Origin of the sequence: Pseudomonas sp. NFACC05-1 (genome assembly GCF_900100135.1) — a bacterium.
Lineage (GTDB): Bacteria > Pseudomonadota > Gammaproteobacteria > Pseudomonadales > Pseudomonadaceae > Aquipseudomonas > Aquipseudomonas fluorescens_Q.
In genome coordinates, this window is the sequence record NZ_FMTR01000001.1 from 503,337 (window position 1) to 527,803 (window position 24,467).

At 62.7% G+C, this 24,467-nt stretch carries 18 protein-coding genes and 1 pseudogene; 14 read left to right on the top strand and 5 right to left on the bottom strand.

Annotated elements, in window-relative coordinates; translation table 11 throughout:
• Positions 1–67: 67 nt before the first annotated feature.
• The 4 genes and pseudogenes from BLO97_RS02275 to BLO97_RS32155 all read right to left on the bottom strand — a co-directional run.
• Complete coding sequence (locus BLO97_RS02275) at positions 68–3,163, bottom strand: efflux RND transporter permease subunit (RefSeq protein ID WP_092344687.1); 3,096 nt, start codon at positions 3,161–3,163, stop codon at positions 68–70.
• Between the two features lie 3 nt (positions 3,164–3,166).
• On the bottom strand, positions 3,167–4,336 hold the full coding sequence (locus BLO97_RS02280) for an efflux RND transporter periplasmic adaptor subunit (RefSeq protein ID WP_092344689.1): 1,170 nt from the start codon (positions 4,334–4,336) through the stop codon (positions 3,167–3,169).
• A gap of 117 nt (positions 4,337–4,453) precedes the next feature.
• On the bottom strand, positions 4,454–5,209 hold the full coding sequence (locus BLO97_RS32150; RefSeq protein WP_371914890.1) for a methyl-accepting chemotaxis protein: 756 nt from the start codon (positions 5,207–5,209) through the stop codon (positions 4,454–4,456).
• A 102-nt stretch (positions 5,210–5,311) separates the two neighbouring features.
• A pseudogene (locus tag BLO97_RS32155) lies at positions 5,312–6,505 on the bottom strand (HAMP domain-containing protein); the annotation flags it as partial.
• Between the two features lie 478 nt (positions 6,506–6,983).
• Here BLO97_RS32155 and BLO97_RS02290 point away from each other — a divergent pair.
• From BLO97_RS02290 to BLO97_RS02305, 4 genes are all read left to right on the top strand, one after another.
• Complete coding sequence (locus BLO97_RS02290) at positions 6,984–8,432, top strand: APC family permease (RefSeq protein WP_092344693.1); 1,449 nt, start codon at positions 6,984–6,986, stop codon at positions 8,430–8,432.
• Between the two features lie 82 nt (positions 8,433–8,514).
• The gene (locus BLO97_RS02295) at positions 8,515–9,936 is read left to right on the top strand and encodes an aldehyde dehydrogenase family protein (protein ID WP_092344695.1); all 1,422 of its coding nucleotides are present in this window, start codon (positions 8,515–8,517) and stop codon (positions 9,934–9,936) included.
• A gap of 11 nt (positions 9,937–9,947) precedes the next feature.
• Positions 9,948–11,297, top strand: coding sequence for an aminotransferase class III-fold pyridoxal phosphate-dependent enzyme (locus BLO97_RS02300; RefSeq protein ID WP_092344697.1), 1,350 nt, complete (start codon positions 9,948–9,950; stop codon positions 11,295–11,297).
• A gap of 82 nt (positions 11,298–11,379) precedes the next feature.
• Positions 11,380–12,705: an alginate export family protein gene (locus BLO97_RS02305; protein WP_092344699.1), complete on the top strand. Its 1,326-nt coding sequence runs from the start codon at positions 11,380–11,382 to the stop codon at positions 12,703–12,705.
• Between the two features lie 155 nt (positions 12,706–12,860).
• Here the strand turns inward: BLO97_RS02305 and BLO97_RS02310 are convergent, their stop codons facing one another.
• On the bottom strand, positions 12,861–13,613 hold the full coding sequence (locus BLO97_RS02310; protein WP_092344701.1) for an IclR family transcriptional regulator: 753 nt from the start codon (positions 13,611–13,613) through the stop codon (positions 12,861–12,863).
• Between the two features lie 274 nt (positions 13,614–13,887).
• Between BLO97_RS02310 and BLO97_RS02315 the strand changes: the two genes are divergently transcribed.
• The 10 genes from BLO97_RS02315 (at position 13,888) to BLO97_RS02360 (ending at position 24,268) form a co-directional block, all read left to right on the top strand.
• Positions 13,888–15,429, top strand: coding sequence for an acetolactate synthase large subunit (locus tag BLO97_RS02315; protein ID WP_092344703.1), 1,542 nt, complete (start codon positions 13,888–13,890; stop codon positions 15,427–15,429).
• A gap of 10 nt (positions 15,430–15,439) precedes the next feature.
• The gene (locus BLO97_RS02320; protein ID WP_092344705.1) at positions 15,440–16,930 is read left to right on the top strand and encodes an aldehyde dehydrogenase family protein; all 1,491 of its coding nucleotides are present in this window, start codon (positions 15,440–15,442) and stop codon (positions 16,928–16,930) included.
• Between the two features lie 26 nt (positions 16,931–16,956).
• A complete protein-coding gene (locus tag BLO97_RS02325) occupies positions 16,957–17,751 on the top strand; it encodes an SDR family NAD(P)-dependent oxidoreductase (RefSeq protein ID WP_092344707.1) in 795 nt (264 codons plus the stop codon).
• A 12-nt stretch (positions 17,752–17,763) separates the two neighbouring features.
• Complete coding sequence (locus BLO97_RS02330; protein ID WP_092344709.1) at positions 17,764–18,804, top strand: VPS10 domain-containing protein; 1,041 nt, start codon at positions 17,764–17,766, stop codon at positions 18,802–18,804.
• A gap of 11 nt (positions 18,805–18,815) precedes the next feature.
• Positions 18,816–19,265, top strand: coding sequence for a VOC family protein (locus BLO97_RS02335; protein WP_058546791.1), 450 nt, complete (start codon positions 18,816–18,818; stop codon positions 19,263–19,265).
• A gap of 14 nt (positions 19,266–19,279) precedes the next feature.
• Positions 19,280–19,882 carry an amino acid synthesis family protein gene (locus BLO97_RS02340; protein ID WP_092344711.1) on the top strand — a complete coding sequence of 201 codons (603 nt, stop codon included), beginning with the start codon at positions 19,280–19,282 and terminating at the stop codon, positions 19,880–19,882.
• 26 nt (positions 19,883–19,908) lie between these two features.
• Complete coding sequence (locus tag BLO97_RS02345; RefSeq protein ID WP_092344713.1) at positions 19,909–20,769, top strand: alpha/beta fold hydrolase; 861 nt, start codon at positions 19,909–19,911, stop codon at positions 20,767–20,769.
• A gap of 2 nt (positions 20,770–20,771) precedes the next feature.
• On the top strand, positions 20,772–22,379 hold the full coding sequence (locus BLO97_RS02350) for a bifunctional 3-(3-hydroxy-phenyl)propionate/3-hydroxycinnamic acid hydroxylase (protein WP_092344715.1): 1,608 nt from the start codon (positions 20,772–20,774) through the stop codon (positions 22,377–22,379).
• Complete coding sequence (locus BLO97_RS02355) at positions 22,376–23,140, top strand: 2-keto-4-pentenoate hydratase (protein ID WP_092344717.1); 765 nt, start codon at positions 22,376–22,378, stop codon at positions 23,138–23,140. The genes BLO97_RS02350 and BLO97_RS02355 overlap by 4 nt, the downstream gene beginning before the upstream one ends.
• A 186-nt stretch (positions 23,141–23,326) precedes the next feature.
• Positions 23,327–24,268, top strand: a complete 942-nt coding sequence (locus tag BLO97_RS02360; protein ID WP_072339096.1) for a helix-turn-helix domain-containing protein — start codon at positions 23,327–23,329, stop codon at positions 24,266–24,268.
• The last annotated feature ends 199 nt before the right edge of the window (positions 24,269–24,467 follow it).

Sequence of the window (24,467 nt, forward strand, 5' to 3'; positions counted from 1 at the left end):
TATGGTGTCCGCTGTAGACCCAATGTGGAAGCAAGCTTGCTCGCGATAGCGGTGCTCCGGCCTGGCCTCACTTGGGTTCAACACGCCTGACACGCTTCATCACCACCACAAAAAACACCGGCACGAACACCACCGCCAGTGTGGCGGTGATCATCCCGCCGATCACTCCGGTACCGATGGCCTGCTGGCTCGCCGAGCTGGCGCCCGTGGCAATCGCCAGCGGGACCACCCCAAGGATGAAGGCCAGCGAGGTCATGATGATCGGCCGCAGGCGCAGGCGTGCAGCCTGTAGCGTGGCGTCGATCAGGTCGTGACCTTCGTCGTACAGGCTCTTGGCGAACTCGATGATCAGGATCGCGTTTTTCGCCGACAGGCCGATGATGGTGATCAGCCCGATCTTGAAAAACACATCGTTAGGCATGCCGCGCAACGACACGGCCAATACCGCGCCGAGCACACCCAGCGGCACCACCAGCAACACCGAGGTCGGGATTGACCAGCTCTCGTACAGCGCCGCCAGGCACAGGAACACTACCAGCAGCGACAGGCCCAACAGAATGGGTGCCTGGCTGCCGGACAGGCGTTCCTGCAAGGACAACCCGGTCCATTCCTGGCCCAGGCCCGTCGGCCCCAGGGCCACCAGCCGTTCGATTTCGGCCATGGCTTGTCCGGTGCTGTAGCCCGGTGCCGGTTCGCCGGAAATGCTCACCGCCGGATAACCGTTATAGCGGGTCAATTGCGCCGGCCCCTGGGTCCAGCGGGCCTGGACGAATGCCGACAACGGGACCATTTTTCCGCTGTTGTTGCGCACGTGGATTTTCAGCAGATCCTCGACCTGGCTGCGCTGGTCGCCCTCGGCCTGGACTACCACCCGCTGCATCCGCCCCTGGTTGGGGAAGTCGTTGATGTAGGCCGAACCCACTGCCGTGGACAACACACTGCCGACGTCGGCAAAGGAAATGCCCAGGGCATTGGCCTGCTTGCGGTCGACTTCCAATTGCACCTGCGGCGCCTCCGCCAGGGCGCTTTCACGCACATTCATCAGCATCGGGCTTTTGTCGGCGGCGGCGAGCAATTCGCTGCGGGCCTGCATCAAGGTGGCATGGCCGAGGCCACCACGGTCCTGCAAACGGAACTCGAAACCGCTGGAAGTGCCCAGGCCATCCACCGGCGGCGGTAGCACCGAGAACGCCATGGCGTCCTTGATCTGGCTCAGCGCCAGGTTGGCGCGGTCGGCGATGGACGCCGCCGAATCCTCGGCGCCGCGTTGCGACCAGTCCTTGAGGGTGGTGAAGGCCAGGGCCGCATTCTGGCCGCTGCCGGAAAAGCTGAAACCGAGAATGATCGTGCTGTCACCGACCCCCGGTTCGCCGGCGTTGTGGGCTTCGATCTGCTCCACCACCTGCACCGTACGATTCTTGCTGGCACCCGGTGGCAGCTGGATGTCGGTGATGGTGTAGCCCTGGTCTTCCACCGGCAGGAACGAGGAGGGCAGGCGGCTGAACAGCACGCCCATGCCCACCAGCAACACGCCGTAGATCAGCAGATAACGGCCGCTGCGTTTTACCGCATAGGCCACCCAACCTTGATAGCGCTCGCCGAATCGGTCGAAACCACGGTTGAACATGCCGAAGAATCCAGTCTTGGCGTGGTGATCACCTTTGGCGATCGGTTTGAGCAAGGTCGCGCAAAGCGCCGGGGTCAAGGTCAGGGCGAGAAAGGCCGAGAACAGGATCGATGTCGCCATCGACAGCGAGAACTGCTGGTAGATCACCCCCACCGAGCCCTGCATGAACGCCATCGGAATGAACACCGCCACCAGCACCAGGGTGATGCCGATGATCGCCCCGGTGATCTGCCCCATGGCCTTGCGTGTGGCCTCCTTGGGCGACAAGCCTTCCCGGGCCATGATCCGCTCGACGTTCTCCACCACCACGATGGCATCGTCCACCAGGATGCCGATGGCCAGCACCATGCCGAACATCGTCAGCACGTTGATCGAGAACCCCAGCGCGAGCATCGTCGCGAAGGTGCCCATCAGCGCCACCGGCACCACCAATGTCGGGATCAGGGTGTAGCGGATGTTCTGCAGGAACAGGAACATCACCGCGAACACCAGCAACATCGCCTCGCCGAGGGTGTAGATCACCTTGGTGATCGAGACCTTGACGAACGGCGACGTGTCGTAGGGAATCTTGTATTCCACGCCGGCCGGGAAGTAGCGCGACAGCTCGTCCATCTTGTTGCGCACCAGGGTCGCGGTGTTCAAGGCGTTGGCGCCCGGAGACAGTTGCACGGCCACGGCAGTGGACGGCTTGCCGTTCAGGCGCGTGGAAAACTGGTATTCCTGGCTGCCGATTTCTACCCGTGCCACGTCGGCGATGCGCACCGTCGAGCCATCGGGGTTGGCCTTGAGCACTATGTCGGCGAACTCTTGCGGTGTGTTGAGCTGGCCTTTGACGACGATGGTCGCGGTGATTTCCTGGGTGTGGCGGCTCGGCAAATCGCCCAGGCTACCGGCCGATACCTGGGCGTTCTGCGCCACGATGGCTGCGTTGACGTCGGCCGGAGTCAGGTTGAAGCCCACCAGTTTCTGCGGGTCGATCCAGATCCGCATGGCCCGTTCGGCCCCGTACAACTGGGCCTTGCCGACACCGTCCAGGCGCTTGATCTCGTTCATCACGTTGCGCGCCAGGTAGTCGCTCAGAGCCACGTCGTCGAGCTTGCCGTCGCTGGAGGTGAGGGTGATCAGCAGCAGGAAGCCAGCGGAGACTTTGTCCACTTGCAAGCCTTGCTGGGTCACCGCTTGCGGCAGGCGCGACTCCACGGCCTTGAGGCGGTTCTGCACATCGACCTGGGCCAGTTCCGGGTTGGTGCCGGGTTGGAAGGTCGCGGTGATGGTGGCGCTACCCAGGCTGCTCTGGGACTCGAAATACAGCAGGTTGTCGGCGCCGTTGAGTTCTTCCTCGATCAGGCTGACCACGCTTTCGTCCACGGTTTGCGCCGAAGCACCCGGGTAGACGGTGTAGATCTCGATTTGGGGCGGGGCCACGACCGGGTATTGCGCCACCGGCAGTTGCGGGATGGCCAGGATACCGGCCAACAGGATGAACAGCGCGACCACCCAGGCGAACACCGGACGGTCGATGAAGAACTGCGGCATGGCTTAGTGTCCTGCCTGTGGCCCGGGAACCTGGGCGAGGGGAAGTGGGGTGTCATCGACCTGGACCTGCTCACCGGGACGGGCGTGTTGCAGGCCTTCGATGACGATGCGGTCGCCGGGTTTCAAACCTTGCGTGACGACCCAGCGATCGTTTTGCGCGGCGCCCAGTTGCACAGGTTGCTGGCTGACCTTCTGTTCGGCGTCCAGCATCAGCACCTGGGCAACCCCGGCGCTGTCTCGCAGGACGGCCCGTTGCGGCACAGTGATGCCCTGGCTGTTGACCGCCTGTTCCAGGCGCACGCGGATGAAGCTGCCGGGCAGCAGGTCCAGGTCGGGGTTGGGGAATTCGCTGCGCAGGGTGATCTGGCCGGTGCTCGGGTCGACGCTGAGGTCGGTGAACAGCAATTTGCCGGGCAGCGGATAGGGGCTGCCATCGTCCTGAATCAACGTGGCCTTGGCCTGGTCCTGGCCGACCGCTTGCAAGAGCCCTGCGCGAAAGGCGCGGCGCAGGTCGTTGAGTTCGCGGGTCGATTGCGTGAGGTCGGCGTGGATCGGGTCCAGTTGCTGGATCAGCGCCAACGGCGTGCTTTCGTTCTGCCCGACCAAGGCACCTTCCGTCACCAGGGCGCGACCGATACGTCCGGAAATCGGCGCGGTCACCGTGGCGTACCCCAGGTTCAGTTTCGCCCGTTCCACCGCGGCCTTGCTGGCAGCGACATCGGCGGCGGTCTGGCGCACGCTGGCCCGGGCGTTGTCGTAATCCTGGCCACTGATCGCTTTGTCATCGATCAACTGGGCGTAACGTTGTGCCTGCAAACGGGCCTGGAACGCATTGGCTTCGGCCTTGCGCAACGCCGCCTCGGCACTGTCCAGGTCGGCCTTGAATGGCGCTGGATCGATGCGAAACAGCAGCTCGCCCTGTTTGACGTCGCGGCCTTCACGAAACACCTGTTGCAAGACTACCCCGGCCACCCGCGCCCGCACTTCGGCTACCCGCGGCGCGGCGATCCGGCCACTCAGCTCGTTGCTGATCGACAGTGGCCGGGCCTGAACGGTTTCGATACGCACGCTTGCCAGCGGGGAGGAGGCGTCTGGGGTCGAGGCGCTATCACAGCCACTGAGCAGCAGCGCGCCGACCAGCAGGCCCAGTGTGATGAAAGGAATCTTGGACATGGTGCTTCCCCACTATTGAGCCGCCCATGGTAGGGATCGAGGCCAACGGCAGGGGTGAAGCTTTGTAGGCGCTCTGTGAAATTGTGTAAGCACCCTAGAGGTCCGTTTCAGGGGCCACTAGATCCGAAAATGCCCCACCAACTGCTGTTGATGGTTGGCCATGGCATGCAACGAGTGGCTCGCCTGCGACGCTTCTTCCATGCGGCTGGTCAAGGTCTCGCTGATCCCGCGAATGTCGCTGACGCGATGGCTGATGTCTTCCACGACAGCGCTTTGCTCCAGGGCGGCGCTGGCGATCTGTTGGTTCATGTGTTCGATCACTTCCACGGCGTCGCTGATGTGTCGCAGTGCCGCCTGGGTCTTTTCGACTTGAACGACGCTGTCCCTGGCCTGTTCGCGGCTCAGTTGGGTGCTGTGCACGACCTCCTGGCTCAACTGTTGCAACGCCTCGATCACCGTGCGTATCTGCTCGACCGAGTTCTGGGTGTTGCTGGCCAAATGGCGAACTTCGTCGGCCACCACCGCGAAGCCGCGTCCCTGTTCCCCCGCCCTGGCGGCTTCGATGGCGGCATTCAAGGCCAGCAAGTTGGTCTGCTGGGCAATGGCGCAGATCACGTCCAGCACCTGGCCGATGTGTTGACTGTTGCCGGCCAGCGCCTGCACTTGTTCAAGCGTGGTCTCCAGGCGCCGGTCCAGGCTGTCGATGCTGGTGACCGCATTGGCGAACAATTCACGCCCCGATCGGCTGGCGTTTTCGGCGACGCTGGCGGCATCGGCTGCCTGGTGGGAGTGACGGGCCACTTCCTGGGCGTTGGTGCTCATTTCATGCAGGGCGGTTGCGGCCAGCTCGACTTCCCGGTACTGCGTGTGCATGCCTGCGCTGACTTCCCGGACCACCTGCGCCGACGTATCGGCGGTGTCGCGGGTGTCCAGGGACGCTTGCTGGATATCGCGGATAATGGGCTGCAATTTGTCGAGAAAGCGGTTGAAGCCCTTCGCCAGGTGGCCCAATTCATCGTAGCGGTCGTTGGGCAGGCGTTGGGTGAGATCGCCGTCGCCCTCGACAATGGCGTCGAGCATGTGCGCCACCCTGAGCAAGGGGCGTGTGACGCCGTAGGCCGTCAGCCAGATAAGCAATAGGCCCAGGCAACTGGCGAGCAAGCCCAGGCTGAGGTTGAACCAATTGGACTGGCGACGCTTGTCGTCCAACTGGGCCTGCATTTGCAGGGCCGGCGCTTGCACAAGCGACTCAGGCACGCGTATCTGCAATTGCCAGGGCGTATTGGCGGGAACGGTTTGCACGGCTTGCTGGACGTCGATGGAGATGCCGTCAACCGTGCCGCCATGGCCGGCGACTTGCCCTGATGGGGAAAGAATGTTGATCTCGCTGTGGCCGGGGTACAGGTCGTTGGCAAGGCTGGCGGCGAGTTGCTGGAGGGTGTCGAGGCTGATGTCCATGCCCACCACGCCGATGACGTTGCCCTGGTCCAACAACGGTATGGAGATGCTGCTCATCAAGGTCTTCTGGCCTTCGACCTCAACCGCGTAGGGCTCTGTCACGCAGGTGCGCCCCTGGGTCTGCGGGCAGACGTACCAGGCGTTGGTCGGCTCGCTACCCGGTGGTGCGGTGTTGGCGCTGATCTGGGCTTCGCTGAGCACCTCCTGCACCAAATGGCCGGGTTGGCTTTGCGACCAATATAGGGCAAAGCGACCTTTTTCATTACCGGCCAGATCGCGTTGGCCAGTGAAACCGCTATCTTCACCGACCAGCGCGTCGGGAAGCAGCACCACGTAGAAACCGAGGACTTTTTCGCGGTTCTGAAGGGCTTGGCGGGTTGCGGCGATCAGGTCCCGGCGCAGTTGCCCTGGCGTCAGTCGCCCGTTCCACGCTTGGGCGCGCAGTTGCAGGACCTGCTGGGCAAAACCCTCCCCATAGATCGCCGTTTCGCTGAAAAAGCGTTCCACCCGTTGACCGTGGGCCAGGCCCTGAGCCTGCAAACCTTCCAGGGCCGAGCGCCCCAGCAGTTGACTGCTTTGCTGCTTGAGCAGCGTTGCGCCTTGCTGGTTCTGATACAGGGAAGCGCCGGTCAGCGCCCCGACGACGGCGAGCAGGCACAGGCCACTCAAGAGCGTGATCCGCCATTGGATAGAGAGACGAGCGAAAAACATGCTGAAGTTTCCTGCGCTTAGGGATTTTTATTGTTCTTTGCCCAGTACTGTTTGAAGGACGGGCGAGGCTATCTTGCGGCAGCAAGCGCCTGTCGGTTATCCCGAATCGGCAGCCGTTGTGCGCCGGTATTGGGCAATGCGGTTCCGCCAAGAAAACACAAAACCTGTGGCGAGGGAGCTTGCTCCCGCTGGGCCGCGAAGCGGCCCCTCTTTTCTGGGCCTGCTGCGCAGTCCAGCGGGAGCAAGCTCCCTCGCCACGGGTTGTTGTTTGGTCCAGGGACATGGTCAGCGTTACAGCATTGGACTGACCTGTTTTGGGGCAGCGCTTTGGATGCTGCCGTTTTGGGATAGCGAAGGGTTTTGGCAAGGGCCTAGCATCGAATCCAGCGTGCAAGCAGAACAATAAGCTTTTGGAAGTCGGCGAAGCTGGCCGTCCCCGATCCAGCAACAACTGCCTCATACAATAAGGTCAAGAACAATGAGCGTATCTTTCCCGATCAGCAGCTCGACGGAGTTGAAACGCGGCGCCTTGGGTGTCGGTTTCATCATCTTCTTTGTGATTTCGGCGGCGAGTCCCTTGAGCGTCATCGCCGGCGGTTTCCCCATTGGCATCATGCTCGGCAACGGCGCTGGCACACCGGCATTGCTGATCCTGGCCTTGTTGGTGTTACTGGCGTTCTCGGCGGGCTACACCGCCATGTCCCGCCACATGACCAACGCCGGTGGTTTCTATGCCTTCACCTCCCGCGGCCTGGGTGGCTTGGCCGGCGGGGCGGCGGGGGTGCTGGCGATGTTCGCCTACAACATTCTCCAGGTCGGCCTCTACGGCATGTTCGGCGGCGTGGTCAGTGGCACGATGGCCAGCGTCTTTGGCCTGGACTTGCCCTGGTGGACCTATTCGCTCCTGGCGATGGCGAGCATCGCGATTCTTGGCTATCGCAAGATCGACCTGTCGGCCCGGGTGCTGTCGGTAGTGGTCATTGCTGAGTACCTGGCGATCCTGACGCTGGATTTCGCCATCCTCAAGACCGGCGGTGACAGTGGCATCAATCTCGATTCGTTCGAGCGCAGCCATGTGTTCAGCGGCACGCCGTCCATCGGCTTGCTGTTCTGCTTCGCGGCATTCATCGGCTTCGAGGCCACCACCATCTACGGCGAGGAGGCCAGGAACCCGCACCGTACGATTCCCATTGCTACCTACAGCTCGGTGCTGTTGATCGGTGGTTTCTATGCCCTGTCGGTCTGGGCGATGGTGATCGGCGTCGGGGCCGACAAGATCGTGCCGACCCTGCAGGCGCTCCAGGATCCGACGACGTTCATCTACGGCATGTCCGATCACTTTGTCGGCCCGCACCTGACCCAGATCATCCGCGTGCTGTTCATGGTCAGCATCTACGCCGGGCTGCTGGCGTTTCACAATGCCGCGGCCCGTTACTTCTATGCCATCGGCCGTGACGGTTTGCTGCACAGCCGGTTGGGCACCACCCATCGCGTGCACCAGAGTCCGCACATGGGCTCGGTCCTGCAAAGCCTGATCGCGGCGGTGGTGGTACTGATCTTCGCCGCGCTGGACGCCGATCCGATCCTTCAGCTGTTCGCTTGGTTTTCCAACCTGGCCACGCTGTGCGTGATCCTGCTCATGGCGCTGACCTCAGCGGCGGTGTTTGTCTATTTTCGCGCTCATCCGGAGCTGAAGCTGGGGCTCTGGCGCGGTCGGATTCTTCCGGTTTTTTCGTGCCTGGCACTGCTGGCGGTCCTGGCCCTTGCGGTGATTCATTTCGACGTGCTGACCGGCGCCAGCCAACTGTTGTCCTACGGCCTTTGCGCCGTCATTCCCGCCGCGCTGATCGTCGGCGTGTTCCTCGCCGCCCGATTGCGCAAGTCCTCGCCCGAGCGGTTCATGGCGTTGGGCAGCCACAAGCTCTAGGGCACCACGCGACCACGTCAAACCCCACAAAAAACTGCGCTGTCGTTCGGGACGGTTCGTCAGCGCGTGAAAGGAAGGTTTTATGCACGATTATCAAATGCTCATCAATGGCGCCCGGGTCGACGGCGAAAACGGCCACTTCGATGTGCTCAATCCGGCGACCGGCAGCGTGTTCGCCCGTTGCGCGGCCGGTTCCCTGGCCCAGCTGGACCTCGCTGTCGAAGCGGCGCAGTCGGCCTTTGTCGAGTGGCGACACAGCACCCATGAAGACCGCCGCCAGCGCCTGCTGAGCATCGCTGTCGATCTCGAGCAGGAAGCCGAGGCATTGGCCCGGCTGATTGTCCTGGAGCAGGGCAAGCCGCTGGAACTGGCGTTCTCCGAAGTGATGGGCGCGGTGGCCTGGACGCGTTACGCCGCCGAGCAACAGATCCCTGTGGAGTTGGTGGAGGAGACTCCGAGCCAGCGCATTGAACTGCACCGCAAGCCGTTGGGCGTCGTTGCGTCGATCACGCCCTGGAACTGGCCCTTCATGATCGCCGTCTGGCACATCATGCCGGCGTTGCGGGCCGGCAACTGCGTGATCAGCAAACCGTCGAGCCTGACCCCCTTGAGCACCCTACGCCTGGTGGAAGTCATCGCTCGCCACGTGCCTCGGGGTGTGATCAATAGCGTGACCGGCGAACAGGGTTTCGGCAGCGCGATCACTGCCCACGCCGGCATCCAGAAGATTGTCTTCACCGGCTCCACCGCCACCGGCCAAAGCGTGATGCGCGGCGCTGCCGGCAACCTCAAGCGCCTGACGCTGGAACTGGGCGGCAACGATGCCGCCATCGTGTTGCCAGGCACGTCGGTCGAGGCGGTTGCCGAAGATATTTTCCAGGCCGCATTCCTGAACATGGGGCAGACCTGCGCCGCCCTCAAGCGTCTGTACATCCACCAATCCCAGTACGAGGACTTTGCCGAGGCCCTGACCGTTATCGCCCGGCGTCAGGTGGTGGGTGACGGCCTGGCGCCGGGGGTTACGTTTGGCCCAGTGCAGAACCTCGAACAGCTGGTGCTGGTGGAGGAGCTGGTGGCGGATGCCCGTGCCCAGGGGGCGCGTGTGTTGTGCGGCGGTGCTCGTCTGGACCGCCCGGGCTTTTTCTATCCGCCAACGCTGGTCGCCGATGTGACCGATGGCCAGCGCCTGGTGGATGAGGAACAGTTTGGGCCGGTGTTGCCGCTGATTGCCTACCAGGATGTCGAGGACGTCCTGCGTCGCGCCAATGCTGGCGACATGGGCCTGGGGGGATCGGTCTGGGGCCGCGACAGCGAGCAGGCACAGGCCCTGGCCAGTCGCCTGGAATGTGGCATGGCCTGGGTCAATTGCCATGCGCAGATCCAGCCGAATACGCCGTTTGGCGGCAGCAAGATGTCCGGGTTCGGCGTCGAGTTCGGCCTTGAGGGGTTGCTGGAGTTCACCGGCCAGCAACTGCTGTACGTACGCAAGCGTGAAACAGAGTGAGGAGTGCAACCATGTACGAGCAATACAAGACAGCACAAAAAAAATTCTGGCACCCGATGAGTTCTTCGGCGCCGGCGAACCGGTCCAAGACGTTGATCATCGCCCGTGGCGACGGTAACTACATCACCGATATCGACGGTCATCGCATGCTCGATGGTGTCGGCGGCTTGTGGAACGTGAACGTGGGCCATAACCGGGCTTCAGTGAAGGCAGCCATTGCCGCGCAGCTGGACGAACTGGCTTATTACCAGACCTTCGACGGCATCGCTCATCCGCGGGTGTTCGACCTGGCTGAGCGGCTGACCTCGATGTTCGCCCAGGAAAACATGACCCGGGTGTTGTTCAGTTCAGGCGGTTCCGATGCGGTCGAGACGGCCCTGAAAATGGCCCGCCAATACTGGATCGCCAGCGGCGAGCCAGGGCGCACGCGCTTTCTGTCATTGCGCAATGGTTACCATGGCGTGCACGTGGGCGGCACCTCCGTGGGCGGCAACGGCGTGTATCACTACAACCACGGGCCGCTGCTGGCGGGCTGTCATCTGCTCGATACGCCGTGGCTGTACCGCAACCCCTGGGACTGCCGCGATCCGGAAGAACTGACCGCTCACTGCATTCGTCAGTTGGAAGACCAGATCGCGCTGCTCGGCCCGCAGACCATTGCCGCGCTGATCGCCGAACCCGTGCAGGGCGCTGGCGGCGTGATCGTGCCGCCGGCGCACTACTGGAAGGGGCTGCGCGAAGTCTGCGACCGCCACGGCATTTTGTTGATCGCCGATGAAGTGGTGACGGGTTTCGGCCGCACCGGTTGCATGCTCGGCAGTCGTGGCTGGGGTGTCGCCCCCGACGTACTGTGCCTGGCCAAGGGCATCACCGCCGGTTACATCCCCATGGGGGCCACGGTCTTCAACCAGCGCATGGTCGATGCCATCGAGAACGGCCCTGGCTTCAGCAATGTAATCATGCACGGCTACACCTACAGTGGGCACCCGACTGCCTGTGCGGCGGCCCTGGCGGTGCTGGACATCGTCGAGGCCGAGGATTTGCCGGGCAACGCCGGGAAGGTCGGTGCCCAGTTGCTGGAGCAACTGCAACCGTTGACCGAACGTTATGCGGTGGTGGGCGAAGTGCGCGGCAAGGGCTTGATGATCGCCGTGGACCTGGTGGCGGACAAGGCCACCCGCGAGCCGCTGGACCCGGCCAATGGCCTGGCCTCGCGCATCGCCGAGCAGGCGCGCCGGGCTGGCGTATTGATGCGCCCGATAGGCAACAAAATCGTGATGTCGCCACCGTTGACCCTCACTTCTGACGAGGCCGCCATGATGGTCGGTGCGCTGGACAGCGCGCTTGCCGACTGCCGCTAGCCCGGCCAGCCGGCGCCGCTTGCGGTGCCGGCTCCTACATATAAAAACAGCCCATAAGGGCGCACCATAAGGAGCTCCAGCCATGCGAAATCTATCGCGTGTGGGATTTTTCGGCAGTGGCCTTGCCTGTACGCTGGCGCTCTGCGCTGCGAGTCAGGTCCAGGCCTATGAGTTGTATGCCGATGACGACACTCACCTCAACGCCGACATGCTGGCCGTGTTCGGTCATTTCAACAGCCGCAAGAACTACGACGGCAGGCCAGGTGGTTCAACCTGGCGCGAAGGCTTTATCAAGTATGGCGTCAGCGGCGACCAGGGCCTGGCCGGCCATGGCACCGCCTACGGGGCGTTCAGCCTGGTCAGTTCCGCCACCTGGGGCGACGGCGACGCGGCCGGCAATACGCTCGGCAGTGAGCGCACGACGAAGATCGAAGACGCTTACCTGGGTTGGCGTTCCGCCGATCTGTTCCCTGTGTTGGGGCAGGACGGTGTCGATATCTCCGGCGGCCGCCAGGTGGTCAAGCTGGGCAGGGGATTCTTGATCAACGATGACGGGCCGAACCTGGGCAAGGGGCCTGCCGATGGTCGCTTGAATCGCGGTGGCGCCTATTACCTGGCTGCCCGGCATGCATTCGATCAAACCGCCGTATTACGTCTGGGCGGGCAGGAGGGGCTGCATGGCAGCGTGGTGTGGCTCAAGTCCGATAACCGTGCCCAGGCCGAAACCGAACTGGCCGCCGGCACGCTCGATTACACCGCCAAGGTGGGCACGTTGGGGCTGACCTGGATACATGGCCTCGACGTCAACGAGCAGTGGGCCAGCGATTTCCAGAAGCAACGCAAGGGCATGGACGTCTACAGCGTCCGTGGTGAAGGCGACGCGGGCATCGAGAACGCCAGCCTGGCGTTCGAATACGCCTGGCAGGACAAGGACGCCGGCCCGCAGAACGCCTGGTACGCCGAGGCCGGCTACACCTTTGCCGATCTCGCCTGGGCACCCAAGCTGACGTACCGCTACACCCGCTATTCGCAGAAATGGGATTCGCTGTTCACCGGACAGAGCACGGGTTATGGCACGTGGTTCCAGGGTGAAGTCGCGGGCAATTATGCCGGGCCCTTCAACAGCAACACGGGCATTCATCATGTCGGCCTGACCGCCAAGCCGCTGGAGAACCTGACCCTCGGTGCGTTGTACTTCGATTACAACACTGTGCGTAAAGACAACGGCCTGAACCTGGATGCCCGTGAGCTGGATCTGTATGCCGAGTGGGCCGTCAACGAGCATCTGATCATCACTCCGCTGATAGGCCTCTACAAGCCGGATCGGGATGCAACGACCGGGGGCAATCAAGTGGCGGGCAATGGCACCAACGTGTACAGCCAGGTGACGGTGGCCGTGCCGTTCTGAGGCAGGAGTGGTTCGATAAACCCTGTGGCGAGGGAGCTTGCTCCCGCTGGGTCGCGCAGCGGCCCCTCTCTTTGGGCCTGCTGCGCAGTCCAGCGGGAGCAAGCTCCCTCGCCACAAGGGGAGCGTTTTTCTTGAGTGAGCAGTGTCCCTGTTGTCTAGCCGACAGCAGGCGGATGTTGCATCCGCTCGGCAATTCGCCGGGTGGTGTCCATCACCATTTCGATCACGGTTTCCTGGCGCAGCAGTTTGAAGCTGTCGGTGCTGCCGACGGCTGAAAGGCTGCCCACCACCTCGTCGAGCTCGGGGTTGACGATCGGCGCCGCGATACCGGTGAGGCCCAGGTTGAGTTCATCGTGGGTCATGCAATAGCCATCCTTGCGGATCTTTTTCGCTGCTTTGGAAAAGCTTGCCCAGTCATGGCCGCTGTCGGGGTCGTTGGCCAGGTGTTCTTCGAACAGGCGTTGCAGGCGCCGACCCTTCTGGAAGGCGATCAATACCTTGGATTGCGCACCGCGAAAAAACGGCAGTGGTTGGCCGCGGCCGAATGCGAACTGGTAGGTGTCACTGGGTTCGGCGATGTAGGTGTTGATGATGCGGCCGTCGTAAAAAACGCTGGCGAATACCGCCAGGCCAGTGGCGTCGGACAGCTCGTGCATCAACTCGCGGCCCGCCACGAGGATCGGGTCGTATTGGCGCATCATCCAGTCGAGCTCGATGATGCGTGGCCCCAGGCCGTAGCTGCCGGCATCCACCCTGACCAGCAGGCCCGCATCACACAAATCCTTGACGTAGCGGTACACAGTCGCCCGTGACAGGCCCATGCGTTCGGCAATGGTGTCGGGGTCGATCTTCAGCGTTTCCGGGCCGAACAGGTCCAGCACACTCAGCATTTTGCTCAGACTGCTCATTTCGCTCCTAAAGGGGGGAATGGCGCGTAGGTGGTCGTTGGGTGAGCACTATAGGTAGGTGCGCCGATGATGAAAAGCCCGCTCGTTCGGCGAACAGGGCGTCGCCACGATACGCCAGTGCTTGAGAAAAACAAACATATTGAAGGTGGTATTCGCGTTGTTATTTTGCATAAATCTCAAAATAAGAGCTTTTGCATGTAAAAATACTTGAGTGAAGGGTTTTTCTGTGTGATAAATCTCAGCCACTGCAAACGCTCGATCAAGAGGGCTGGAAATGAATGGTGCGCAACTGATAGTGAAAGCGGCGGTGGCGAGCGGTATCGAATATTGCTTCGCCAATCCCGGAACGACTGAAATTCCCCTGGTGGCAGCCATGGCCAGTGCGCCAGCCCTCAAGCCGGTGTTGTCCTTGTTCGAAGGGGTGTGCACCGGTGCTGCGGACGGCTACGGCCGGATTGCCGGCAAGCCGGCGATGACCCTGACTCACCTGGGGCCAGGCTTTGCCAATGGCATTGCCAACCTGCACAACGCGCGTCGCGCCAACACACCGATCGTCAACGTCATCGGCGATCACGCGTCATGGCACGTCAATTACGATCCGCCACTGGCCAGTGATATCCAGGCGCTGGCCGGGAGTGTTTCCGGGTGGGTGCGCACATCGCGCACCGCATCGGGTGTTGGCGAAGATTTCCAAGAGGCAGTGCGTGCCGCTTGGCAAGCCAACGGGCAGATCGCCAGCCTGATTCTTCCGATGGACCTGCAAGCCAACACGGTGCGGCACGAGAAAGCCTTCACGGCATTGCAGGCCCCGGTTCGCCGTTTTGCTGGTGATCGGATCGAGGCGGTCGCCCAGGCCCTGCGTGATGGCCAGCGCCTGGTGTTTATCGTTGGCGACCAAGGCTTGTCCGTCGCCGGACTCGAAGCGGCGGGGCGCCTGGCTCAGTTGCCGGGCGTACGCCTATTCGCCGAAACCTTTCCGCGCCTGAGCTATCGCGGCGGTGGTTTGCCTGACCTGGATCGCCTGCCGTACTTCCCCGAAGTGGCCATTGAGATCCTTGACCAGTACGACGCGGTGGTGTGCGCCGGCGTGCCAGACCCGATCAGTTATTTCGGCTACGAAGGCATCGCTTCTCGCCTGGCCGAACGTGAACGCCTGCTCTGCCTGGCGCAAGTAGGGGACGATGTTGCCGGCGCGCTCACTGCACTTGCCGATGCGCTTGAAGCGCCGGCTTATGTGCCAACGCCAATCGGTATCGAACTGCCGCCCGGCGACGCCACGTTGACCCCGCAGTCCGTGGGGCAGGTGCTGGCTGCATCGCTGCCGGACGACTGCATCGTTTCGGTGGAAGGCGGGACGTGCGGCTATCCATTCTTTACCGCGTCGGCCCATGCCGCACGGCATCGGGTCTTGACCAACACCGGTGGGGCCATCGGCCAGGGCATCCCGGTGGGCTTTGGCGCCGCCATGGCCGAGCGCGGCAACCGTGTCTTCTGCCTGCAATCGGACGGCAGTGCCCAGTACACCATCCAGACCTTGTGGAGCATCGCCCGCGAGCAACTGCCGGTGGTGATCCTGATCGCGGCCAACCATCGCTACGCCATTTTGCAGAACGAGCTGCGGCGCTTCGGCATGACCGAGCTGGGCCCCGAGGCCCTGAGCCTGACGGTGCTGGACCGTCCGCGCATCGATTGGAAGGCCTTGGCCAAGGGCTACGGCTTGCCGGCCAGCACCGTGCACACCAACGGTGAGTTGCAGCGCGCCCTGGCCAACGCCAAGGCCGATGGCGGTCCTTGCCTGATTGAAATGGCACTGTGAAGGAGCGGATATGAACCCGATTCAATTGTTACCTGCGGTCGAGAAGTTCCTGTCACAGCCCGGGCGCCTGTTTATCGGCGGCACCTGGCAGGATGCCGCCAACGGCCGTCGGTTTGCCGTGGAAAACCCGGCCACTGAGCACACCCTGGCGGAAGTCGCCGAAGGCGGTGAACGTGACGTGGATGCCGCCGTCGCTGCCGCCCGCGCGGCCTTCACCGGGCCCTGGGCGCAGCACTCACCGGCCCAGCGCGGGTTGTTGCTGTTTCGCCTGGCGGAACTGCTCGACCAGCATCGCGAAGAGCTGGCGCAACTGATCACCCTGGAAAACGGCAAGCCGATCGGCGCGGCCCGGGGCGAAGCGGCCAGTGCGGCCAATATCATTCGTTATTTCGCTGGCTGGCCGACCAAGATCGAAGGCAGCACGCTGCCGGTATCGCCTTCCAGTGGCGCGCCGATGCTCAACTACACCTTGCGTGAGCCGGTGGGCGTCTGCGCCTTGATTGTGCCGTGGAACTTCCCGCTGACCATGTGCGTGTGGAAGCTTGGCCCGGCGCTGGCGACCGGGTGTGTCGCGGTGCTCAAGCCCGCCGAGCAGACGCCTCTGGTTGCGATTCGCCTGGTGCAATTGATCGAGGCCGCCGGTTTCCCGGCTGGGGTGGTCAACCTGCTCACCGGCCTCGGTGCGCATACCGGCGCTCCGCTGGCCCAGCACCCGGACGTGGACAAGATCGCCTTCACCGGTTCGACCCAGGTGGGGCGACTGATCGCCCAGGCGGCCACCGGCAACATGAAAAAGGTCTCCCTGGAGCTGGGTGGCAAGTCCCCCAACATCATCCTGCCGGACGCCGATATCACCCGTGCCGCCAAGGGCGCCGCCGATGGCATTTTCTACAACCAGGGCCAGGTCTGCACCGCCGGATCGCGTCTGTACGTGCACGCCAGCGTCCTCGATCAGGTGCTTGAAGAACTCCAGCGCCACGCAGCCGCCCATGTGTTGGGGCCGGGCCTGGATCCGGCCAGCAGCATGGGCCCGCTGGTCTCGGCCCGGCAATTGGGCACGGTGCGTGGCTACCTGCAACGGGGCCAGGAAGAAGGCGCCGAGCTGATCTGTGGCGGTGATCGGCCGGCCCACCTGGAGCGCGGCCACTTCATCCGGCCCAGCGTGTTTCTCGACCGCGCCGAGCGCGCCTGTGTCGCCCGGGAGGAAATCTTCGGCCCGGTACTGACCGTCATGAGCTGGACCGAGATCGATGAACTGGTGCTGCGCGCCAACGACTCGCCCTACGGCCTGGCCGCCGGTCTCTGGACCCGTGACTTGCGTTCCGCCCATCGCGTGGCCGCCCAGTTGAAGGCCGGCTCGGTGTGGATCAACTGCTGGAACGTCGTCGACCCGGCCTCGCCATTTGGTGGCTACAAGCAATCCGGCTGGGGCCGGGAAATGAGTAAGAACGTGATCGATGCCTACACCGAAACCAAGAGTGTCTTCGTCGATCTCGCCTGAGCCGAACAATCACAAGAGGAACTGCTATGGATCTGGAATTGCAAGGCCGCGTGGCGATCGTCACTGGCGGTGGCATGGGCATCGGCAAGGAAGTCGCGCGCTTTCTGTCCCAGGAAGGTTGCAAGGTGGTGATCTGCGCACGGCGGATGGAGTTTCTCCAGCAAGCCGCCGAGGAAATCACCGCGCAGACCGGCAACGAGGTGCTGCCGCTGTTCTGTGACACCAACCAGATGTCGGCGGTGTCCGACATGGTCGAGGCTGCCCACAAGCACTTTGGGCGCATCGACATCCTGGTCAATGGCGCCGCGGCACCGTCCGGTGTGGTGCGCAACGATATCGAGCATGCCGGCGACGACGAATTGCTCTCGGACCTCAACACCAAGGTGATCGGCTATTTCCGTTGCGCCAAGGCCGTGACCCCACACATGAAGGCCGGCGGCTTCGGTCGCATTATCAATATCGGTGGCCTGACCGGGCGTGGCAGCAAGGTCCTCTCGGGCATGCGTAACCTGGCCATCGCCCACATGACCAAGACACTCTCCGACCAACTGGGCCCAGCCGGCATCACGGTCAATCTGATCCACCCCGGCGTGGTGGACACCCCGCACATCCAGGAGCTTTACGAGCGCGAAGGGATCAAGCAGGGCAAGACGCCCGAGCAGGTGGAGCAGGGCTACATCGATGCGACGCCGATCCGGCGCACCTTGGCGCCCATTGAAATGGGCTGGCTGATCGGTTTCCTCGCTTCCCCCAAGGCAGGTGCCGTGACCGGGGAATCCATTGGCATCGACGGCGGCTTGACCCGTGGCATCTTCATTTGAGGAGCAGCAGTGATGAGTAACGGAACCCTTTTGGTCGCCACCGTCGGGCAAGCGGTGATCCGCAGTGCCGACGATGGCCGTACCTGGCATCGCCTGGGCCTTGGCCAGGACCTGGAATTCGACGCGATCACCCGATCCCTGAGTTTCCATCCGGGGACCCCGGAGGTGATCTACGCCGGTACCGACGTCGGCCTGTGCATCAGCCGCGATACCGGCGGCCATTGGCAGCGGGTGGATTCGCCGTTCAATGGGCAGACCGTCTGGAAAGTGGCCGTGGACCCACAGGATGCACAGCGCATTTTCGTCGGCACCGGTGCACCGTCGCGCGCCGTGCTGTGGCGCACCCTCGACGGTGGCCAGCACTGGGATCGTGCCCCCGTGGAGATCCCGGAGTTCTGCGATGGCGTGAGTCGTCCACGCTTGCTGGCCTTCGCCTACGATCCGACGGACCGCAACCAGCTCTGGTTCGGCCTGGAAGAGGGCGGGTTGTTCCACAGCCGTGACGGTGGCGAGAGCTGGACCCGCGTCGATGACCGCCTGCTGTGGGACTACAACTCGGACGTGCACAACATCGTGGTCCTGCCCAACCATGGGCAAAAGGTCATCGTCGTGGTGTGCGTCAACGCCGTTTACCGCAGCCTCGACGAGGGGCAGACCTGGACCGGTATCGTCGCCCGGGAAGCCTTCGGCCTGTACTACGTACGCGCCATGAATGCACCGTTGGGCAGCGAGGACACGCTCTACCTGAGCATCTCCGACGGCACTCCAGGCACGACCAGCAAGGTCCTGGTGTCCCGGGATGCCGCCCTCGGTTGGGAGGTGCTGCCGCTGCCACAACAGCCCAACTCCTGTGTCTGGGCGATTGCCTTGAACCCCGCCGACCCTCGCCAGATTGTCGCCGGTACCAAGTACGGGCACCTGTTCACTTCCGAGAATGGCGGTGACGGCTGGCAGAAGCAGTGGCGTGAATTCAGTGAAATCGCTGATGTGCTCTGGACACCCGCCGTGGCACAAATCAAGTCCGGGCATCAATCCATCATCAAGAAGAACTGAGGTATCGCGCGATGAAAGTCGAAGTCGTTCGTACTCACCTGTCGCTATCCGTGAGCGATCCTGAGGTGTCGGCGCGTTGGTACGCCGACGTGCTGGGCATGCATGAAAGCGCCCGGGGTGAAAGCTGGATCATGATGGCCTTCGGTGCCAAGCACCACGACATCGCGTTGCTCCGCGCAGCACCCGGGGCCCACCAGGGCGGCCTGGGGCTGCAGCACTACGGGCTGGAGATTGCGGGCGACATGACCACCCTGCGCAAGCTCTACGGCATGTTGCTGAACAAGGGCGTCGAGGTGGTGAAGATCACCGACCACGAGATCGGCAACGGCGTGTATTTCAACGACCCCGACGGCAATCGCCTGGAATTCTTCCTCGAATCCGAACATGACGACGAGCGCGGCAAGGCCCGCTTCAAGGCCGCTGGGGCCCCCAGCCGGCATTTCGATCTCGACCCACTTTGAAAGAGACTGCTCTTATGAAAACCGCGAATTTCGCCAGTTACCACATCCGCAAATGGTACACCTTCGTCGAGGAAACCCTGGCCAACGAAACGGGCCAGTTGGCCGATGGTGAGCCGCTGTTCAAGTACGCCATTGGCGCGGTGATCGCCAACCCTTATGCCGGCCGTTTCAGTGAAAGCCTGGCCGAGTTGATCGAGCCGTCACCCTTGCTGGGCCAGGAGTTTGGTCGGCGCATCCGGGTACTGGCGGGCCAGCACAAGATCGTCAGCTACGGCAAGGCGTGCCTGGTGGGCAGCCAGGGCGAGTATGAGCACGGCAATGCATTGCTGACCAACCCGGCGGCGGATCCGATCCGCGTCGCATTGGGCGGCGGCAAGTCCTGGGTGCCTTCCACCGGCAAGCGTGGCGGGCCTGGCGTGACCATCGACGTGCCGCTGGCCCACAAGGACGCGCTGTATGTCCGCTCCCATTACGACAGCATTTCCCTGTCGTTCGGCGATGGTCCGTCGGCCGACGAGTTGATCATCATCTGGGCCTTCGCCACGCGCGGGCGTTTGCATGCACGCCTGGGTGGCCTCCAGGCCGCTGACGTCAAGGGCAATGACGGCCTGTATTGAGGTGCGCTGACGTGGGAAGCCAACGAATGTCTGCAAACAGCCAGTTCTTCACCAATCGATCAGGGCTGCGCCTGCATTATCTGTCCTGGGGCAACCCGTCGGGCATCGCGGTGGTGCTGCTGCACGGCCTGCGATCCTATGCCCAGACCTGGGATGGCCTGGCCAATGCATTGGGCGAGGGGTACTGCTGCTATGCCCTTGACCAGCGCGGTCGTGGCTACAGTGACTGGGCGGATGCCGCCAGTTACCGGACCGAGGCCTATGTCAACGATCTTGAAGATCTGGTGGCGCATTTGGGATTGCAGCGTTTCGTCCTGGTGGGGCATTCCCTTGGTGGCACCAATGCACTGGAGTATGCGCGGCTGAATCCGGGACGACTGCAAGCGTTGGTGATCGAGGACATTGGCCCGGGTTCTTCGGTCAGCGGTGACGGCGCCGAGCGGATTCGGCGCGAGATGAGCCAGACACCGTTGTTGTTTCCTGACTGGGAGAGCGCCGCCCAGTTCTGGCTGCAAGCGCGACCTGGCCTCTCTCAGGCGGGGCTGGCTTCCAGGTTGATGTATTCCATGAAGGAAGCCCTGGCTGGAATCGAATGGCGTCACGACCAGCAAGGTATTGCCCAGGCGCGCCTGAGTATTACCCCGACCGACCTGTGGCCGGCGGTACGGGCGCTGGATTGCCCGACGCTGTTCATTCGTGGCGCCCGTTCCGATTTCCTGCCCTTGGCGACCCTTGAGTCGATCAAGCAGGCCAATGGGTGGGTACGCACAGAGGAGATCGCCGACGCCAGCCATTACGTCCATGATGACCAGAGCGAGATGTTCAACCTTGTCGTCATGGACTATTTGTATGACCAATGCCTACAACCACAACAAAGCGGTGAATAGCGATGAAGCAGGAGAAAACCCAGGTTGTCATCGTGGGCGGCGGCCCCAACGGGATCACGGCCGCTCATTACATGGGGCTGTACGGCATCGACTGCATCGTCCTTGAATTGGCTGACGGCGTCCTGCCGTATCCGCGCGCGGTGGGCATGGATGACGAAGCGCTGCGGGTGTTGCAGGGCATCGGCATCGCCGAGTTGGCCGCGCGCGACATGATCTGCAACGTGCCCTTGCGTTACTACAATGCGCGAGGCGTCTGTTTTGCCGAGGTCAAGCCGAGCACGGCTCACTATGGCTGGCCGATGCGCAACATCTTCATGCAACAGTTGCTGGAAACCACATTGCGCGAGCAATTGGGCAAGCACGCCAGTGTCGAGCTGCGCCAGGGCCATGAAATGCTCGATCTGGAGCAGGATGCCGAGGGCGTGACCTTGCAGGTGCGTGACGCCCAGGGCGACCTCTATCAATTGCAGGCACAGTACGTGATCGGTGCCGATGGCGGACGTTCCAGCGTGCGCAAGAAACTTGGCATCGAACTGCTGGGACTGACCCATCCGCGCAAATGGGTGGTGATCGACACGGCCAACGACAGTCTGGATGCACCCTATACGGCGTTGCATGCCGACCCCCAGCGACCCTTCGTCTGCATCTACCTGCCGTATCAGCAACGACGCTGGGAGTTCATGCTCCTGGAGGGCGAAGACGAGACCCAGATGTGCGAAGAGGCGACGATCCGGGACTTGATCCGTGGGCATATCGGCGATGCAGTCGATCAATTGGAAATCATCCGGATCCGCGCCTACACCCATAACTCCCGGGTCGCGGCGCGCTTTGTCCAGGGGCGTGTGGCATTGGTGGGCGATGCGGCGCATATTTCCCCGCCCTGGGCCGGGCAGGGGCTCAATTCGGGCCTGCGTGATGTCGCCAACGTCACCTGGAAGCTTGCCGCGATTCTCCAAGGTCGGGCGTCGCCGGCGATTCTTGCCAGTTACGATCAGGAGCGCCGTGGGCATGCGACCGACCTCATCGCGCTGGCCGACAACATGGGTGCAGTGCTGGGGCTGACCAATCCGTTGATGGCCGGTGTGCGGGACTGGTTGTTCCAGGCCGTCAACAGCGTCGACAACCTGCGCTCGCACTTGCTGGAATTCAAGTTCAAACCCAAGGCGACCATCACCAAAGGCCTGGTTCATCACGAGCGTGCCGAGCTGCATGAGGATGATCTGGTCGGGCAATTGTTCATCCAGCCGTCTGTCGAGGACGCCCAGGGTCAGCGCCGGCGCCTGGACGATGTGCTGGGGCATTCCTATGCGGTGTTGGGGTATCGGGTCAATCCGAGTGAACAGCTCAGCGAGCAAACCGCCGCCTGGTGGGCGCGTTGGGAGACGCGTTTCATCCAGATCAATCGCTCGCGCAGTGGCGTGGGGCGTAACCAACCCTTGTCCGCCAGCGGCGCCATTTGCGTCGAAGACGTCGATAACCGCTTGGGCGAATGGTTTGCCAAGGTGCGTGACTGCGTCGTGGTGGTGCGGCCGGATCGGTTCGTTGCCGCGATTACCACACCCGAGCGGCTCGAAGGCGTCTTGCGCAAACTGGCGGAGCAACTCTCATGAGCCGCGAAGATCATCTGTTGGTTCGGCTTCACGATGCCGCGCAGGCCGTGCACGCCTTGCCTTCGTTGGAACCAGAGGCCGTCGACCTGCCGACCGGCTACACCTTGCAACGCGAGGCGCTGCGTCGGCGCCAGGCCGCTGGTGAGCGGTTGACCGGATGGAAAGTGGCCTTCGCCGGTCGCGCCGCCCAGGACCGTTTCGGTATTGATGAACCAGTATTGGGTGCGCTGACCGATGCCATGGTCGTGGAACCCGGCCGTGGGGTGTCGCTTGCGCGGCTGATCCAGCCGAAGTTGGAAATCGAGCTGGCGTTTGTCCTGGGACGTACGCTGGTGCCCGGTTTCTACAGCGACGAGGACATCCTCGCTGCCGTGTCCGAGGTCGCGCCAGCCTTCGAAATTGCCGATAGTCGCTGGCAGGGTTGGCGTTTCGGCGTCGGCGGGTTTCTTGCCGACAATGCCGCCGCGGCGCTGTATTGCCTGGGTTCGCGGGTCAAGTTCCATCCCGAGCAATTGGCCCACGTGGATTATCGCCTGGCGTGCGATGGGGTGCCTTGTGGCGAGGGCAATGCCCAGGCGCGCGAGGACACGCCCCAGGCCAACCTGTGCTGGCTGGTGCGGCGCTTGCTGGCCGACGGGCAGTGCGTTGAAGCGGGCCAGGTGGTGTTGTCCGGATCTTTATTGGCACCTCTGGACATCAAGGCTGGCGAGTACCGGTTGTACATGCTTGGCATGGAACTGGCTTTGGTTTTCCGGCAGTAAGCACCGCTCACTCAAGGAAACGCCGCACCCGTGGCGAGGGAGCTTGCTCCCGCTTGAGTGCGAAGCACTCACAAAAATGGGTCTGCTGCGCAGCCCAGCGGGAGCAAGCTCCCTCGCCACGGGGTTCAGATGTCCTTGAACAACCGTACCAGGCAATAAACGCAGCGCCACCGAGGACCAATGATCATGTTCGCCGAAGTCCGTACCTTCAATGATCCTCAGCAACACGCCGGTTCGATCCTGGGCTGGCAACAGGTCTATGACCAGCTCGGGCGTGGCTGCCTTTCCAGCGAGCTGCGCCAGGTGTGCGCCGAACGTTTCCAGATTTTCCAGGAGGTGCTGGATAAGCGCGTGGTGCAGCACGGTTGCGCGCCAAAAGGGCGCTTGTGCATCGCCATGTCGCTGGGCGGTGCGCCGGTGGTCCAGGGGCACCAGGTGGGCGCCCACAGCGTCGTGTTGTTACGCGATGGCGAGGACTTCGTCTTGCACGCTCCGGAAGGCATGCATTTCTTTGCGGCCAATGTCGACACGGTGCGGTTCGCCAAGCTGGCGGCCTACGAACTGTCGAGCGAGCAGCTCAAGCGTCTGAAAAGCGTGTCCCAGGTCAGCGTGGATGAGGCGGTGCTGCGCCGCGTGCAGCAAAGGATCCACCCACTGTTTCGTCACCTTCTGGAACAGGCGGACGCGGTCAATCCGGCTTCGGAAAAAATCCTCGAAGACGTCCTGCTCAACGCCTTTCTCGACCTGTTCAGTCACGCTTCGGACGAGGTGCGTGGCCGGCGCGGCAATTTTGCCGTCAGTGCCTATCTGGTCAAGCGTTGCCAGGAGCTGGTCGTCGCCAGCGCCGAGGTGCCCTTGAGCATCCTCGATTTGTGCGAGCAATTGCGGGTAAGCCGCAGGACCCTGCAGAACAGTTTCCAGGCGGTCACCGGGATGCGCCCGGTGGAGTACCTGCGCAACCTGCGGCTCAATGCCGTGCGCCGGCGTTTGATCACGACCCGTGCGGCGGCACTCAACGTCAGTGAAATCGCCGTAGCGATGGGGTTTTTCCACCTGAGTCATTTTGCGGCCCATTACCGAGCGCTGTTTGGCGAGTCACCCTCGGATACACCCAGGGCACCTGCCTGATGAACTCCAAATGCGCAGTGAAATCTGTGGCGAGGGGATAAATCCCCTCGCCACAATTAATCTTACAAATCCTTGGGTAACTGGCATTGCGGTGTTACCGAAGCGCCCTCGTGCACCCATAACAGGCAGTTGCTGAGCTATTTGGTAGCACACGTGTGCGATCCAAGGCTTCAGGCAGGCCGTCGTCTTCCTCGATAAA

What these genes read in the sequence shown, in the direction of transcription:
- BLO97_RS02275 (WP_092344687.1), bottom strand. Translation starts at nt 3,163, where the DNA reads ATGCCGCAGTTCTTCATCGACCGTCCGGTGTTCGCCTGGGTGGTCGCG.
- BLO97_RS02280 (WP_092344689.1), bottom strand. Translation starts at nt 4,336, where the DNA reads ATGTCCAAGATTCCTTTCATCACACTGGGCCTGCTGGTCGGCGCGCTG.
- BLO97_RS32150 (WP_371914890.1), bottom strand. Translation starts at nt 5,209, where the DNA reads ATGCACACGCAGTACCGGGAAGTCGAGCTGGCCGCAACCGCCCTGCAT.
- BLO97_RS02290 (WP_092344693.1), top strand. Translation starts at nt 6,984, where the DNA reads ATGAGCGTATCTTTCCCGATCAGCAGCTCGACGGAGTTGAAACGCGGC.
- BLO97_RS02295 (WP_092344695.1), top strand. Translation starts at nt 8,515, where the DNA reads ATGCACGATTATCAAATGCTCATCAATGGCGCCCGGGTCGACGGCGAA.
- BLO97_RS02300 (WP_092344697.1), top strand. Translation starts at nt 9,948, where the DNA reads ATGTACGAGCAATACAAGACAGCACAAAAAAAATTCTGGCACCCGATG.
- BLO97_RS02305 (WP_092344699.1), top strand. Translation starts at nt 11,380, where the DNA reads ATGCGAAATCTATCGCGTGTGGGATTTTTCGGCAGTGGCCTTGCCTGT.
- BLO97_RS02310 (WP_092344701.1), bottom strand. Translation starts at nt 13,613, where the DNA reads ATGAGCAGTCTGAGCAAAATGCTGAGTGTGCTGGACCTGTTCGGCCCG.
- BLO97_RS02315 (WP_092344703.1), top strand. Translation starts at nt 13,888, where the DNA reads ATGAATGGTGCGCAACTGATAGTGAAAGCGGCGGTGGCGAGCGGTATC.
- BLO97_RS02320 (WP_092344705.1), top strand. Translation starts at nt 15,440, where the DNA reads ATGAACCCGATTCAATTGTTACCTGCGGTCGAGAAGTTCCTGTCACAG.
- BLO97_RS02325 (WP_092344707.1), top strand. Translation starts at nt 16,957, where the DNA reads ATGGATCTGGAATTGCAAGGCCGCGTGGCGATCGTCACTGGCGGTGGC.
- BLO97_RS02330 (WP_092344709.1), top strand. Translation starts at nt 17,764, where the DNA reads ATGAGTAACGGAACCCTTTTGGTCGCCACCGTCGGGCAAGCGGTGATC.
- BLO97_RS02335 (WP_058546791.1), top strand. Translation starts at nt 18,816, where the DNA reads ATGAAAGTCGAAGTCGTTCGTACTCACCTGTCGCTATCCGTGAGCGAT.
- BLO97_RS02340 (WP_092344711.1), top strand. Translation starts at nt 19,280, where the DNA reads ATGAAAACCGCGAATTTCGCCAGTTACCACATCCGCAAATGGTACACC.
- BLO97_RS02345 (WP_092344713.1), top strand. Translation starts at nt 19,909, where the DNA reads ATGTCTGCAAACAGCCAGTTCTTCACCAATCGATCAGGGCTGCGCCTG.
- BLO97_RS02350 (WP_092344715.1), top strand. Translation starts at nt 20,772, where the DNA reads ATGAAGCAGGAGAAAACCCAGGTTGTCATCGTGGGCGGCGGCCCCAAC.
- BLO97_RS02355 (WP_092344717.1), top strand. Translation starts at nt 22,376, where the DNA reads ATGAGCCGCGAAGATCATCTGTTGGTTCGGCTTCACGATGCCGCGCAG.
- BLO97_RS02360 (WP_072339096.1), top strand. Translation starts at nt 23,327, where the DNA reads ATGTTCGCCGAAGTCCGTACCTTCAATGATCCTCAGCAACACGCCGGT.